10 protein-coding genes and 1 pseudogene are annotated in these 14,283 nt (G+C 40.6%); 6 read left to right on the forward strand and 5 right to left on the reverse strand.

Annotated elements, in window-relative coordinates; genetic code table 11:
• Window positions 1-505: 505 nt before the first annotated feature.
• Window positions 506-4,588 (reverse strand): PAS domain S-box protein, encoded by a 4,083-nt coding sequence (locus tag V7K89_RS14270; RefSeq protein WP_335188095.1) that lies wholly within the window; start codon window positions 4,586-4,588, stop codon window positions 506-508.
• 1 nt (window position 4,589) lies between these two features.
• On the reverse strand, window positions 4,590-4,844 hold the full coding sequence (locus V7K89_RS14275; protein ID WP_335188097.1) for a helix-turn-helix domain-containing protein: 255 nt from the start codon (window positions 4,842-4,844) through the stop codon (window positions 4,590-4,592).
• A 764-nt stretch (window positions 4,845-5,608) separates the two neighbouring features.
• On the opposite strand from V7K89_RS14275, the gene V7K89_RS14280 reads away from it, so the two are divergent.
• Window positions 5,609-6,640, forward strand: coding sequence for a 1-acyl-sn-glycerol-3-phosphate acyltransferase (locus V7K89_RS14280; RefSeq protein WP_335188099.1), 1,032 nt, complete (start codon window positions 5,609-5,611; stop codon window positions 6,638-6,640).
• Window positions 6,641-6,732: 92 nt separating this feature from the next.
• Window positions 6,733-6,990, forward strand: a complete 258-nt coding sequence (locus V7K89_RS14285) for a hypothetical protein (RefSeq protein WP_335188102.1) — start codon at window positions 6,733-6,735, stop codon at window positions 6,988-6,990.
• A gap of 46 nt (window positions 6,991-7,036) precedes the next feature.
• On the opposite strand, the gene rppA is transcribed toward V7K89_RS14285, so the two are convergent.
• On the reverse strand, window positions 7,037-7,735 hold the full coding sequence (gene rppA / locus V7K89_RS14290) for a two-component system response regulator RppA (protein ID WP_335188148.1): 699 nt from the start codon (window positions 7,733-7,735) through the stop codon (window positions 7,037-7,039).
• Between the two features lie 76 nt (window positions 7,736-7,811).
• On the opposite strand from rppA, the gene hisG reads away from it, so the two are divergent.
• The 3 genes from hisG (at window position 7,812) to V7K89_RS14305 (ending at window position 11,510) form a co-directional block, all read left to right on the forward strand.
• Complete coding sequence (hisG, locus tag V7K89_RS14295; RefSeq protein ID WP_335188104.1) at window positions 7,812-8,456, forward strand: ATP phosphoribosyltransferase; 645 nt, start codon at window positions 7,812-7,814, stop codon at window positions 8,454-8,456.
• 517 nt (window positions 8,457-8,973) lie between these two features.
• Window positions 8,974-10,428 (forward strand): sensor histidine kinase, encoded by a 1,455-nt coding sequence (locus V7K89_RS14300; protein ID WP_335188106.1) that lies wholly within the window; start codon window positions 8,974-8,976, stop codon window positions 10,426-10,428.
• Window positions 10,429-10,763: 335 nt separating this feature from the next.
• Window positions 10,764-11,510 carry a hypothetical protein gene (locus V7K89_RS14305; RefSeq protein WP_335188108.1) on the forward strand — a complete coding sequence of 249 codons (747 nt, stop codon included), beginning with the start codon at window positions 10,764-10,766 and terminating at the stop codon, window positions 11,508-11,510.
• Window positions 11,511-11,650: 140 nt separating this feature from the next.
• Here V7K89_RS14305 and V7K89_RS14310 read toward each other — a convergent pair.
• Window positions 11,651-12,685: pseudogene (locus tag V7K89_RS14310) on the reverse strand (tetratricopeptide repeat protein).
• A 134-nt stretch (window positions 12,686-12,819) separates the two neighbouring features.
• Entirely contained in the window at window positions 12,820-13,455 is a 636-nt protein-coding gene (locus V7K89_RS14315) for a sigma-70 family RNA polymerase sigma factor (RefSeq protein ID WP_335188110.1), read from the reverse strand.
• Between the two features lie 196 nt (window positions 13,456-13,651).
• On the opposite strand from V7K89_RS14315, the gene V7K89_RS14320 reads away from it, so the two are divergent.
• Entirely contained in the window at window positions 13,652-14,248 is a 597-nt protein-coding gene (locus V7K89_RS14320) for a glyoxalase-like domain protein (protein WP_322666999.1), read from the forward strand.
• Window positions 14,249-14,283 lie beyond the last annotated feature (35 nt).

Genomic DNA, 14,283 nt, shown 5'->3' on the forward strand with positions numbered 1-14,283 from the left:
TTTAGGGGTTGCCCTACGCAAAAATAGCTCGATGCCAGGTTTTTAATACAAACAAAAAGCCCCAAGCTCACATCACAGTTTGGGGCTTTTTGTTTGTTAGACTTGTTGGGTAATGCAATAAGCTCAAACAATCGCTCAAAAATCCTTGAAACCTTCTTTCTTGTGGTAAGGCTTTTAGTGAGTTCTAACTAATATCAATCTCACGAAAAAATGATAAACATAATTAAGGAATAAATATAAACGAGCGAAAATGGCTGGAGTCACTTAAGTAGAAATATTTGTAAGTAGAAATATTTGAGTCAGTATTGGTTAAGCCTTCCCGAAGGGTACGTTTATGGGAGAAAATTAAAAGGCATTTAAGTTGGCAATGCTTTGGATAACCTAAGAACCTCTATCTGGCAACGTCTTGAGAAATTAAACACATTAATTGTTGCTGATATTACAGGTTTGGGTTTTATTCTAGATGCATTATTTGTCATCAGATCTTTCGTGAAATGATATAAGCTCAACTATAAATTAGGTCAGCGATCGCTCGTAGTAATTTAGCTGGCTCCACTGGTTTAGTGATATGCTGCCCAAATCCGGCGGCAATTGCCTGTTGATAATCAACCTCACCAGCATAAGCTGTAAGGGCGATCGCGGGAATATTTCCTCCAAGTTCTGGTGACATAGCTCTAATTTGACGTATCAGCATATACCCGTCTATTTCTGGCATTCCAATGTCACTTAACAGCAGATTTGGCTGGAACTGAGACATAATTCGTAGTGCTTCGATCGCAGATGCAGCCAGGATTACTACTGCACCAGATTGCTCCAAAATGAAAGCAATTAACTCTCGCGTATCACGCTCATCATCTACAAGCAGAACTTTCAACCCATTGAAATCGGGTAAATCATCAGCTTGAGAGGTAATCTGATGACTATTTAAATCGACCTCGATTAGCGGTAGCATGACTGTAAAGGTTGCTCCCTGTTCTTCACCCAAACTTTCTGCTTTAACTGTGCCGCCATGTAGCTCGACAATGTGGCGAACAATAGCTAATCCTAAGCCCAGTCCCCCGAATTTTCTGGTGGTTGCGCCATCAGCTTGTCGAAAGTAGTCAAAGACGAATGGTAAAAAGTCAGGGCTAATTCCCTTACCTGTATCACTGACTCGCAACTGAACCTGAGAACCAATAAACTCTAAACTGATTTCTATCTCTCCACCTTGGGGTGTAAACTTAATAGCATTGGAAAGTAGATTCCAGATAACTTGCTGCAAGCGACTGGAATCACCTGTGACTAAAAATTTAGAATTTGAAGTTTGGCATTTTAAATTGTTAGGTTGCTTATTAAAATCGATAGAGTCTAAATTTATTTGAGAATTTTCTAATCCAAAATTGTTCGACTGAGTGCTTGCGTCGAAGTCTAAAATCGTAAATTGCAAATCGATCGATTTGGCTTCAGCGGCTAGACGTACAGTTTCAATTGCTGCGGCGATCGCAGTTTCTAGATTCACAAGAGCAATATTCAGACTCAGCTTACCTTGCAGAATACGAGAGACATCCAGTAAATCTTCGATTAATTGGGTTTGAAGCTTGGCATTGCGCTCAATGGTTTCGAGAGCGCGAGTAGTGGTTGCTTGATCATACTTTTTCGTTTGCAGTAACTTTGACCATCCCAAAATCGGGTTTAGCGGCGTGCGAAGTTCGTGGGAAAGCACTGCCAAAAACTCATCTTTGATTCGATTAGCTTGGATTAATTCTTCTTTGCGTCGCTGTAACGAAGCCATTAACTGAGCGCGTTCTAGAGCAACCGCCACCTGATCGGAAGTTGCTTGTAATAGAGCTATTTCTCCAGAAGTGAAATTGGTACGGGTGCGACTAGCAAAGCAGAGGACACCAAGCAGCTTTCCTTGAGCAATTAACGGTTGACCTGTATATGCTGTAATTCCTAAAGCATGGAGAATCTGGGCATGGGGATGGGTAGAGTGCGGCACATTATTGACAACGATTTGACGGCGTTCTTGCACCACTAGTCCGCATATCCCTTGATTAAAGTCAACGTATTCAATTGTTTGAAATACTTCATCAGTAATACCATTCCAAGCTACTAACCGAAGTTTTGGCTTATTTTCGTGGGTATCAATTAAATAGTGAAAGTAACAATGCAAATCCATTTGCGCCGAGAGTTTGCTAAACAAGCTGTTCATTAGATCCAAGGGGCGCTCGGTTGAAAGCAAATCACTGGTTGTTTCCGAAAGCAATTTAAGTCTTTCACTGCGCTTTTGTAACGCTTGTTCTGCAAGCTGACGTTCCCGAAGGGCGCGTTCGCGTTCGGTAATATCAATTGCAACCCCTCCTACCAGGCGTTGGCCAGACGCATCGGCAATGGGAAACTTATAGACCAAAAATTCGCCAAGGGTGCCATCTGTGCGTGGGGCAGACTCAATTGTTTGAACAACCTGATTACTCTCGGCAACTATTCTAATGTTATCTAGGAGGGGTTGAGCAATTTGGACTGGGTATAGGTCAAAAATGTTTTTATTGATCGCCTTTGTTGCTACATTGAACGTGCTGAAATAAGTTGGACTGAGGTAAAGTACACGTCCCTCTGCATTCGTAATCCATGCAGCGGCAGGAATATTGTCCATAAAAGCTTGAAATTGCTCTTGACTCTGACTCAGCGCTTTTTTAGCTTGTTTGAGATCGCTAATATCCAGAATGAATGCAACTGATTTGTGCCGAGATTCTCCTAAAAGGGAGTAGCCAACTACAACTGGTACGCTGGAACCATTTTTGCGAATAAATTCCTTCTCATAAGGAGTACAGGTTCCCTTCGCTATTGCTTCGGCAATAGCCAGTTCATCTAAATATTGATACTCAGATGGCGTAATATCAGTCCACCGTAATCTACCTGCTTGGATATCCTCTTGGGTATAGCCGACAATTCGTAAAAACTCGTCATTGGCTTCAGTGATGCTGCCATTCACATCACCAAAGAGAATGCCAACTATATTCGCTTTCACAAAACTCCTGAGCCGTTCCTCACTTGCTTGGATTGCTGCTTCTGTTTGTTTGCGTTTGCTAATATCTGTAGTGCTACCAACTAAACGTACTGGATTTCCATCAGCATCCCGTTGCACCACTATTCCCTGATCCAAAACATAGATGTACTGATTGTTTTTGTTGCGAATTCGATACTCGGCAGCATAGCGATCGCTATTTGCCAAAGCAACTCCCGCCTCTTTTTGTACGTATTGCAAATCCTGTGGATGGACAAGCTTACGCCACCAACTACTAGTTGATTCAGATTCTGCGAGGGAATAGCCTAAAATTCGGGTTAACCCATCAGTTCTTTCAACACTATCCTGTTCTATATTCCAGTCATAAATCAGACAGTTTACCGCAGATGTTGCTAACTCAAACCGTTCGTTAGCTAACTTGAGACGCTCCTCTTTCTCCCGCAAAGTTCGTTCTACTTGTTTGCGTTTGCTGATGTCATGAAAGAAAATGTCAAGACCATCTTCACAAGGGTAGACGTGAATCTCCAGCCACAAGTCATACTTGGATGGTAAGTAGTAGTGATGCTCGAAGTGGACGGGAATCTGTTCGGTCATTGCCCGTCGGTACTGGTGCTCTATATTAGTGCCTACTAATGCAGACCATTCCTGCCAGTATGACTTACCAATGACTTTTGCGCGAGATTTGCCGTTAATTCGTTCTGCTTCAGCATTTTGGTAGATAATTCGCCAGTCCCGATCTAGAGTAATAAATGCATCACTCATGTTTTCTAAAGTGCATGTGTTCCGCTGATTGGCTTGCTGTAATGCCGCTTCTGCTTGCTTGCGTTCGTGCAACGCAGCTTGCTGTTCGCTCAAATCAACAACAAAGGCAATAACGGTTTCTTGAGTGTTACCCAGCATTACAGAACCGAGCAGAACAGGAATGCGATCGCCATCTTTACGAATGTATTCTTTCTCAAAAGGCTTACATACTCCAGTAGTTTTTACTTCTTCCACCGAACGTTCACTCAAAAGAAGATACTCAGGTGGGGTAATCTCGCGCCAGTTTATTTGGTTAGTAGAAAAATCTTCTCGCGTATAGCCGATCATTTTCAGAAAAGCATCATTGGCTTCGATGATACAGCCGTTGTTCAAATCAGTGAAGATGACTCCAATGATGTTGGATTCTGCCAGTCGGCTAAACCGCATTTCGCTATTTTGCAACAATTTGAAGCTTGTCTGTGCCTTACATCTAGTAGTTCGCAACTTTGAAGACAGTGCAGTAATTAAGAAGGATACTAGTGAAAATGTGGTTAATCGTACCAGAACTTTCAGGTTGAGGAAATCGAAAGAGTAGACTGGATCGATGAAAAAATAGAGTGCAGTTGTCACAGATAAAGCGATCGCTAACACTCCAAGTTTCATACCACCATACCAAGCACTAACTGCCACCGCAGCATAAAATAATGTAAATATGCTCGGATCGAAAACTGGTAGTAAGACTTTCGTCAACAGCAGTGCCGCAATGACTGCCAGAATCATCACACTAAAAGCTATGAACCGAGAATGCATCATCAAAATTTTTTCAGGTACTTTCACCATCATCTTAAGAGTCCTCCCGTTGCTTCGATTTTGGGAGATACTCATTCACTAATCTTTTGCCTGCTTCGCCCATCTTTTCTAACATTTCTTCAATCAGCTTTAGTGCCATCTGTGAAGGCACTGTAGATCCGTTCTCCCAGCGATTGATTGTTCGTAGGGAAACTCCTAACTTAGCTGCAAACTTTTCTTGAGAGAGATTGAGTTGCTGCCGAAGTTGACGGATTAAATCTGAAATTTTGAGTGGCTTTCTTAGTTCCATAGTTTGAAGAGTAAGACAGATGTCTCGCCATTCGGCTCCAACTTGAGGAAGAATTTAAATAATCATTAGTCATTATCAATTTCATCTTTTGGCGAAATATCAATATTCAGTTATCAGTGTTCGCGGCTGACTGTTCGCTGTACAAGGTATATCTAAAAGAAACATTAAGTTTTGTTCTATCTGCAATATCACAATAGTATTATTGAAAGCAATTTAATTAATTACGAGCGGACATTGCACACAACCAAAAAATTTGTGATGCGTTACACTTTCATATATTCATAATCGAAATTAATTTGTTATATATAAATTATCTATATAGCAGTCCTAAATCATTTGTAAAATATTGTTGGAGTTGGCTGTCATGAGTCATTAGTCATTTGTCCTTTGTAATCACAAATTGACTAAATGACCAGAAAGAAAAGGGTACAAGCCCCTCTCTTACAAAGATAGGAATGCCTGCGGCGGGCTGCGCTTTCCGGTGGAAACCTCCGCTCAGACTTTGCGCTAAATTTATTTATGGGCTTGGTAAATTTTTGACTTTTGACTTCCCTGAAGGGGCTGACCGCAGGATAAGACAAATGACAAAAGACGACCATAACAAAATTTTCACAATCTCATTTAGAATTGTTATATCAAGCAGAAAGTGCCGCGAGATATAAAGCGTCTTTGCTACAGTACCATGTTAAAAAACATTGGTTCCTCCTATCTTTTGAAGATCCGCTATTAATAAAACTTTTGCCTAATCCTAATCTTTAACAGTTTTGATTAATCAATACTCCGAAAACTTATTAAACAGTCAACAGGAAAATGCACCAGGTGAAGGCTATATATTTAACTGGTTTGATTGGTTTTGTCTTTGGTATCCTCCAGGGTGGCTAATTTTATTCAATCGCCATTGGCAGCACTATCACACAGATCCAGATGGTTGGAATTGGCTAGAATATGGATTATTTTTAATTCCTGGTGGATTTTATCTAGCTTTGCTGAGTCGCTGGTTGCGTCTGGGTTTTCGTTCACCTCGAAAAGAAGTTGGTGAATTCGATTCCAAATATCAACAAGCTTTTCGCAAAGAACTTCTGGGCCCTATAGTGAAATACTATTTTCGGGGAGAGTTGCAACAAGTTGAAAACTTGCTGCCAACAGGGCCATTAATTGTGGCAATGAATCACGCCGGAATGTGTTTTCCTTGGGACTTTTTAACCTTGGGTTATTTATTAAGTGAAGCCAAAGGATGGGTTGTACAACCCATAGCAAATCCAGTATTATTTGAGCATCCTTGGGTGATTTGGTGGCTACCATCTCAATGGTCGCAGGTTTTAGGTGGTGTGCGAGCCAAATTAGATGATTTTGAGGGGGCGCTTGCTCAAGGTAAAATTCTTTTATATGCACCCGAAGGTATTCGCGGGCCTTTGAAAGGTTGGAGAAGACGCTATCAACTAGAAAAGTTTGATGTGAGTTTTATTCAATTGAGCGATCGCTATCATATTCCCATTCTGCCAGTAGTTTGCATCGGTAGTGAATTTTTGCATCCTTGGGCTGTTAATTTTACTAAATTGCAACGACTAGTCAAACTACCATTCTTACCTTTGTCGCCTTTGATGTTTGCCTTGTTTCTGTTTCCCTCAATGGGAGTTTGGGCAATGAGAACTCGTTTGCGTTACTTTATTGGCCCTTTGCAACCAGCAGGATTAGATAACCACTCAAAGAAAGGGCGTGCAGCAGCCTATCAGCAGGCGCAACAATTACGAGAAAAATTGCAACTTCAAATTAATCAATTTTTGGGTAAATTTTAATATAACAGATTTACAATGTGGTTCAATTAAATGAAAGCTATTGTAAGTTTGTAGTGCATTTATGGAATCTGGGACGCTGATGGTTGTTGTGAGTGCGATCGCCACTATACTTTTGCAGCAGCGACGTTATAAATAAAGTTTTTGCGATCGCAACAGCTTGTTTATTTGTTGACAACACAGAAGCTGTTGTTAGGAATAAAGTTATTGTTATTACCACAGTTTGTCCGTTTATTAGCAATGCAACCTATTTTGTTACCAATGCTTATCCGTTAGTAACGACAACTTATGCGTTCGTTACTAATGCTTATCTATTTGTGGCAAATGCTTATATTGTTGTTATCACAGCTTAAGCAAAACTTATCAATTAACGATATCATTGTGAGTTGAAGTAGATAGCTAAATTGATTCTGCTGAGGAAGCACCAAAACGATAGCCTTTGCCGTAGACTGTGTGAATCAGCGTAGTTTCTTTACCCACCTCAATTTTACGCCGTAACAAACGAATTAATGCCGCAATTACATTACTACTAGGTTGTTCTGACTCTTGCCACAAATTTTGCATAATCTGGGCATGAGTCAGAAGTTGTCCAGTGTGTTCCATAAAGTATTGCAACAACTGGCTTTCTTTTTGTGATAACTCAATTATTCGTCCTTGGCGATAGGCTACTTGATTTTCACTATCGAGTTCTAAATCAGCAACAGTTAAACGTCCAGTAGTGGTTTCATAAGTTTGGGAACCGGAACGACGCAATAAAGCACGGACTCTTGCTAATAACTCCCGCAATTCAAAAGGTTTAACTAAATAGTCATCAGCACCAGCATCTAAACCTTGTACGCGGTCATCAAGAGTATCTTTAGCTGTAAGAAACAAAACAGGAGTGGTTTTGCTTTGACGCCGCAATTCCTGACAAATCTCCAGCCCCGTTTTTCCTGGCAGCATCCAATCTAAAATAAGTAAGTCATAACTGCCTGCTTGTGCAAGTTCGTTGCCAGATGTCCCATCATAAACGGCATCTACAGCGTAACCCTCACGAGTTAACAAGCGGCTCAAGGGTTGAGTTAGTTCAACTTCATCATCAACTAATAAAATTCTCATGCTGCTTGTGGTAAGCATATAGAGATATTCTCAATATTATTCAATTGCCAAGACGCTAAGGATACCAATAAAAAAAATGCTGACTGTTGCATTGCCAAAAGGGGAACTACTTAAAAATAGCATCCGTTTGCTACAAGCTGTCGGATTAGATTTTAGTGCTTTTTTAGATTCAGGAACTCGCCAACTTCAAATTCTTGATACTAAGGGAGTTGCGAAAGCTCTACTGGTACGGGCGCAAGATGTGCCTGTTTATGTGGAATATGGTCAAGCACAACTGGGGGTTGTTGGTTACGATGTGTTACGAGAGAAGCAGCCGCAAGTTGCCCACTTGGTAGATTTGCAGTTTGGTCATTGTCGAATGTCAGTAGCGGTAAAAACATCAAGTTCTTACCGAGCGCCTTTAGATTTACCACCGCATGGTAGAGTTGCCTCAAAATATGTAAATTGCGCTCGTGAATATTTTCATAGTCTGGATTTACCTGTGGAAATAGTGCCGTTGTATGGTTCAGTGGAATTAGGCCCAATTACTGGAATGTCAGAAGCGATCGTAGATTTGGTTTCTACAGGGCGAACTTTGCGCGAAAATGGTTTGATTGAAATTGCTAGTCTATATCAAAGCACGGCGCGGTTGATTGCCCATCCTCTGAGTTACCGCCTGAATACGGGTAATCTGAGTGATGTGGTTGGCAAGCTGCGGGAGACTGTTTTGGTAGAGGTTTAATATCATGTAATTCGTAATAACGCTTCTTTAGATGCTCGTTCCTAGCTAACGGGGTACTATTCGTTCGTACAGCATCTTGTATTCAAGTGATTTGCAGATAAAAAATACTCAACTGTTATACCAATTCGATTAATGATTGCAACACATCCTTAGGTAAAGACGCGATAAATCGCGTCTTTACAAATGGTCTATTTGTCACATTCTTTTTTAAAATCGGTATAATTTCTGGCTAAAAACTAGGTTTGAAAAGTCCTTACCTTTTGTTGTATAAGACTTATATAAACTCACCAGATATAAGGATTAAAATTTTTATTTAACCCTTCAGCAAATTGAATCAAAGTTATATTTATATTATTTTGCAGACAAAGTAAAAAATTTTTTTGCTTGTTAAAACTTGATGCAATCAAAAAAATTAATTAGTATGATTTTGGATAAAACTATTGATAATAAAAAGTAGTTTTTAATTATTATTAACGTGTAATTTGATGATATTCAGTTAAAAGAAGCAAGTAAAAATATGTTTCAGGCTACTCGCCGCCGTCTTGCAATTTGGTACACTGCCGTCACTGCTGTATTACTGTTACTGTTTGCCAGTGGCGTTTATTTATACGTTCGTACTACACTGATTGAGCGGATTGATGACACCCTTAACCATGTAGTGGAAATAGTGGAGCGTTGCCTCATAAATAGTGGTTGTGCATCTACGCTCATATTTGAGCCAATTAATACTGATGCAGATAAAATTCGCATTAATATAGAAGCCAGTTTTCGTGATAATACCGATACTGTAGAAGATGACCACATCGACGTAGAATGGTTTAGTCCAACTGGTAAATTACTTTGGTCAACGTTATCTGAACCCCTAAATATTCCCATTCGTGTCAATCGCACTGGTGAAACTGTGCGCGTAGTCAAGGGAGAGAGGGAAAATTCAAAATTTAAAATTCCTAGTTCCCCACTCTTATTACGACAAGTCACCCAACGCGTAGAAATGAAACGACAAGTATTAGGATATCTGCGTGTTAGTCATCCCTGGTTTGAAGTTACTAAACCTAGTCGCCAGTTAATTTTTGATTTGGCATTAGGTATTGGGTTAATGGTGCTTTCCGTAGGTGCAAGTGGTTGGTTTCTTTCGGGTAAAGCGATGGAACCGGTGGGTGAATCTTATCAACGTCTTAAACAATTCACTGCTGATGCTTCCCACGAACTTAGAAGTCCTATCACTTTGATTCAAACTAATGTGCAAGTTACGCTTGCTGACTTGGATTTAGCAGAAACAGAAACGACTACTTCTTTGCAATATCGACAACAGTTAAAGGTGGTGGAACGGTTAACGCAGCGCTTGGGTAAGTTAGTCGATGACTTACTCTTTTTAGCACGACAGGATAGTGGTATTAGCAAAGATACTTTTTCACCTTGTCCGTTGGATGCTTTGTTAATAGAGGTGGTTGAGGAACAACAATTGTTAGTCCCTGAAAAAGAAATCGCCCTTTCTCTAGACTTAGTTGATCCTCCTATTTCTGAAACTAGCCCCGAATTACTGGAAAATTGGTTTACTCTTGTAGGTAATTGGAATCAATTGGTGCGGTTGTTCACAAATTTAATTGCTAACGCTTTGCATTACACTCCAGCACGTGGACAAGTGAAAGTGGAATTGGCGCGGATAGAAGGAATAAATCGTGTTTCTGGACTACGTAACACCAGTGCCCAGTTGCAAGTTAAGGTGAGTGATACCGGAATTGGAATTCCAGCCGAAGCATTACCACGCTTGTTTGACCGCTTTTATCGAGTAGATCCAGCACGTACTCATAGGACGGGGAATATGGCGATAGCCAACGCTACTGGTTCAGGATTGGGATTAGCGATCGCTCAAGCTATTGTCGAACATCATCACGGTCACATTCAAGTTGAAAGTAGCCAAGGCACTGGCACTACCTTTATTATCACTTTACCAATAACTCTTGAGTTTTAATTCGCTAATAAATTTTTCTTTCCTGTGATAGATGTAGGATTTTAGCCTATTCAAATTGACTTTAGTTATTAGCGAGAAAATTAATTTTTTAGCAGTATATTGAATTTGACTGCTATACAAATGTGCTTAATGACAATGATTAAGACTTTCAATCTTGAGAATGAAATCTTTTCATTTTTTTAGATAATTTCCGTATCCTTAGCTAGATACGATAAATTGAATCATTTGTTAGATATTTAGATATACTCAACGACCGATAAAACCTAATTTGATTTCCGGTTGAAGAAATTTTTGTAATAAAAAAGTTGAAGTTTTGTTAGGAGTTAATAAAAAATATGAAGTTTCAAAATTTCCGTAAGTCTAGCAAGTTATTTGGCGCTCTTTGTGGAGGCTTGCTGATTAGTATGCCAGCAATTCCTCAAACTTTCGCACAAGAATCTACTCCTAATGTTAAACAGCCAGGAGCTAGTTCTTCAACACTAAACCCAAGTCCCAGCATTTTTAGCGAACCACCCTACAACCGCTCTCAAGCTCCCGGATCACCAGAATCAGGTGTCACACCATCTCGGCTAGTTCCTCCGGCTGAAGGGCAAGTGTCTCCCGTACCACCACAACCAGTTCCCCCGGCTGAAGGGCAAATGTCTCCCGTACCACCGCAACCAGGTGCTAGACGATTACGCCCAGTTCCTGGTGATCGAACTCAACAGCCTTCACCACCTGCGGCTTCTACTGACCAACAACCACTGGTAGAACCACGGCAAACCCCCAATGCGACGATTGCAATTACTAATGGCACTGTTAATATCAAGTTAGTTAATAATACTGCGGCTAATATAACTTTCCAAGTGATTGGCGATACGGCACCGCGATCGCTACAAGGTAAGTCAGATGTAACACTCCAAGCTTTAAAAGCACCAGTAACAGTAACATTTGAACGAGAAGATAGCGGACAGTTGATAGTGACTCCACAAGCTGCTTCAGAGCCAGGAAATTTGGAAGTTACATTTAAGGAAGCCACTAATGCAACACAGGGTAGAAGTACAATGAGAATTGAACGAAATGGTTCAGTGTTCTTAAATTAATTAATTTAGAACTAGGGCGAAGGTCATTCACAGCTACATAAATAAGAGCTACACCGACTTGGACTAAAGAAAATCTAGCTTTTATAACCCACGTAGGTCAATTTTGCCTGTGTAGACGTGGTTTCCAACCGCCCTTTTAACTATTTTTGCTGAAGCATTTTAGTTAACTGATCCAGCAGTTGCACTTCTTGCTTGCTGTCTTGCAATGTCCGCGCCACTATAATTGCCCTTTCGTAAAAATTGCAGGCAGTTAAATAGTTACCTTGTTGCTTATATAACTGGGCATAAGATTCAAAAGATTTTAATTCTTCGCGTAAATTTTGTAATTCTTTAGCGATTGCTAAACGCTGCTCTAGTAAGTCAAAGGCGCGTTCGTAATGTCTTACAGCAGTGTGAGCCATAACTAAACCGTCAATTGCCCGTAATTGATTAGTGTGATCGCGGTTGGTTTTAGCTGTCTACACTGCTTCACCATAAGTAGCAATGGTATCTTGATAATTTCCAGATGCTAAATAAACATCTCCTAAATTATTTAAGGTATTTGCTTCACCGATGGCATCGCCAGTCTGACGGCGGAAAATTAAAGCATTTTCGTACAGTTTAATCGCCTTGTTATAATCTCCCAACCTAGCACTTACTAAACCTAAATTACTCAAAGACAGTCCTTCACCTTCAAGATTTTTGACACCGCAAGCAATTGCGAGTGCATCTTCAATTGTTTTACCAGCAGCAGATTCGCCTTGTTGCAGCAGATATGTACCGATATTATTCAGCACAAAAATCTGAGATTGCAAGTCTTTAATATCACGAGCGATCGCTAATCCTCTTCTGAAAGCATTTTCCGCCTCTTTTGAACTACCAAGCTGCACATAAGCCTTAGCAAGCAAATTGTACGTCAGACCTTGTGCTTTCAGGTCGCCAATGGAATGATATAGTTCTAATGCTTGCAAACAAGACGCAATTGTTTTGTCGGCATGTCCTGAAGCGTATTCTTGTTGACCAATACGCAGGAAACCGTCTGCTTCATCTCTTGATTGTCGCCCAACGGAATTATTTAAAGGGCGATGGAGTTGTTCGGAAATATCAACCACACCCGCTACCGGACTCAACAAAAAAGCTAACAGGAAAAAGCTGTGTAAAAGTACCTGGGGACAAGAAATCGCACCTACACAGATTAAGCCTACCTTTTGCCAAGGAGATACAAGCCGTTGTTTCAGAAAAATTACCCGTAAAGTTGCGGGTTTAAGTAGAAGGTCTAAGAAGAAGTTTTAGTTTTTAATTTTAAGACAATCAATATACGCGTTTGCACTTAAGTTTTTGATGGAGTTAAATCTTCCCCAAAGTATATGGTGCGGATATCTATGGGCAATTTGTCCTCTAGCATACGATAGCCTTCTTGGAGAAAATTGGCTACTTCATTAGGAGCGATCGCTTCTCCTTCAGCTTGTAGATAAGCAGCGATTCTAGTTTCGCTCCAGTGGAAAGTTTGAGCCATCAACACAATTAATCGTAAAACTGGTGGTAGTTGGTCTAATGCTTGTTCTACATAGCACCATAGCGGCGGCGAAGTCGCTTGCAGAGAATAATGAATTGCTTCTGTAGGTGGTAGTTTAATCTCATTTATACAAAAAGCTGTCATATTAATTAACCAATTCTGCATGGTCAAAGCTTCCTCACCTGATTCAGAGTCAGTTAACTTTAGTCCACCGAGTTCGTAATAAATATGTCGCCAGGTGAGGGCAAACAGATAATCTGCCTGCACAGGCGATCGCGCCGAATGCCGAATTAAGGTGTAGACTATGGGGCTATAGCGACAAAAAATCACCGTAAAGTACTTTCCGGCATCTGGATAGCGCTGAAACAGAGTCAGTAATTCATGGTCACTGTGATGGAACAGCGACTTCACCAGCGGGTGATTAGCTTCGGGAAAATGAGGAATTTGCACAAGTCTTGGAGTTGATAGTTGTTAAAATAGTATTGGGAATTGCATTCCCCTAGTTAATCGCATAATATCTTGGTGTTGCTCAGTTTGTAGATGAAACTCAGATTACTTGAGTATTGATAAACTAAAAACAAGGACTTAACTTTAGTCTTAATCGACAATCATAAAATCAACTCTCTTAAAGAATCCTTATTTGTTCATGGTTATAGAAGTTAGTGTGGTATCGTTCCTGCTCAGTCCCCTTACTTTAGGCTCTTTTCTGCCTTCCCTGCCCTTAGATAGTCTGTTCTCCACCCAAGGCATTATGGTGATGCTGCTAGCAGCTTACGCTGGTGCCATGTGGATGTTTCTTACCAGTGCCCCAAAAGTACACACTGTAATGGTGTCAGATTTGGAGATTGCCCGACAATTGTATGAAGGGCTGCTAGATTTGCCAGCAGCTGAGGTGCCATTGCACTACTACTACAACTACGAACAAACGATAGGCGCAACTGGCATCGATCCGTTATATATGTCTACTGGGCCGAGCTTGTCTAGCAAAATGATGAATAATGCTAACGATGGGTTGTGGTATCAATTGAAGAAGAACACCCAGCTACACGTGATTACTGGTGCAAGTTTAGGTAGCAAAAATCAGCAACGCCACGTTTGTTTTGACCATGACTGCTTGGAAATGATTTTAATGCGAGTTGAAATGCGCGGTTTGAAATTAAAGATTCGTAACCACAAACCCCTGAACTTTTTGGTCAAGGACTATGAAGGGCGAGTCATTGAGGTGGCTGAGGTAGCGAATTAGTTTTGAGATTTTAGATTATTTGAGGTTGGGTTTGG

The sequence above is a fragment of the Nostoc sp. genome, from assembly GCF_036917515.1.
GTDB lineage: Bacteria > Cyanobacteriota > Cyanobacteriia > Cyanobacteriales > Nostocaceae > Nostoc.

What these genes read in the sequence shown, in the direction of transcription:
- hisG (WP_335188104.1), top strand. Translation starts at nt 7,812, where the DNA reads ATGCTGACTGTTGCATTGCCAAAAGGGGAACTACTTAAAAATAGCATC.
- V7K89_RS14300 (WP_335188106.1), top strand. Translation starts at nt 8,974, where the DNA reads ATGTTTCAGGCTACTCGCCGCCGTCTTGCAATTTGGTACACTGCCGTC.
- rppA (WP_335188148.1), bottom strand. Translation starts at nt 7,735, where the DNA reads ATGAGAATTTTATTAGTTGATGATGAAGTTGAACTAACTCAACCCTTG.
- V7K89_RS14275 (WP_335188097.1), bottom strand. Translation starts at nt 4,844, where the DNA reads ATGGAACTAAGAAAGCCACTCAAAATTTCAGATTTAATCCGTCAACTT.
- V7K89_RS14305 (WP_335188108.1), top strand. Translation starts at nt 10,764, where the DNA reads ATGAAGTTTCAAAATTTCCGTAAGTCTAGCAAGTTATTTGGCGCTCTT.
- V7K89_RS14270 (WP_335188095.1), bottom strand. Translation starts at nt 4,588, where the DNA reads ATGATGGTGAAAGTACCTGAAAAAATTTTGATGATGCATTCTCGGTTC.
- V7K89_RS14320 (WP_322666999.1), top strand. Translation starts at nt 13,652, where the DNA reads ATGGTTATAGAAGTTAGTGTGGTATCGTTCCTGCTCAGTCCCCTTACT.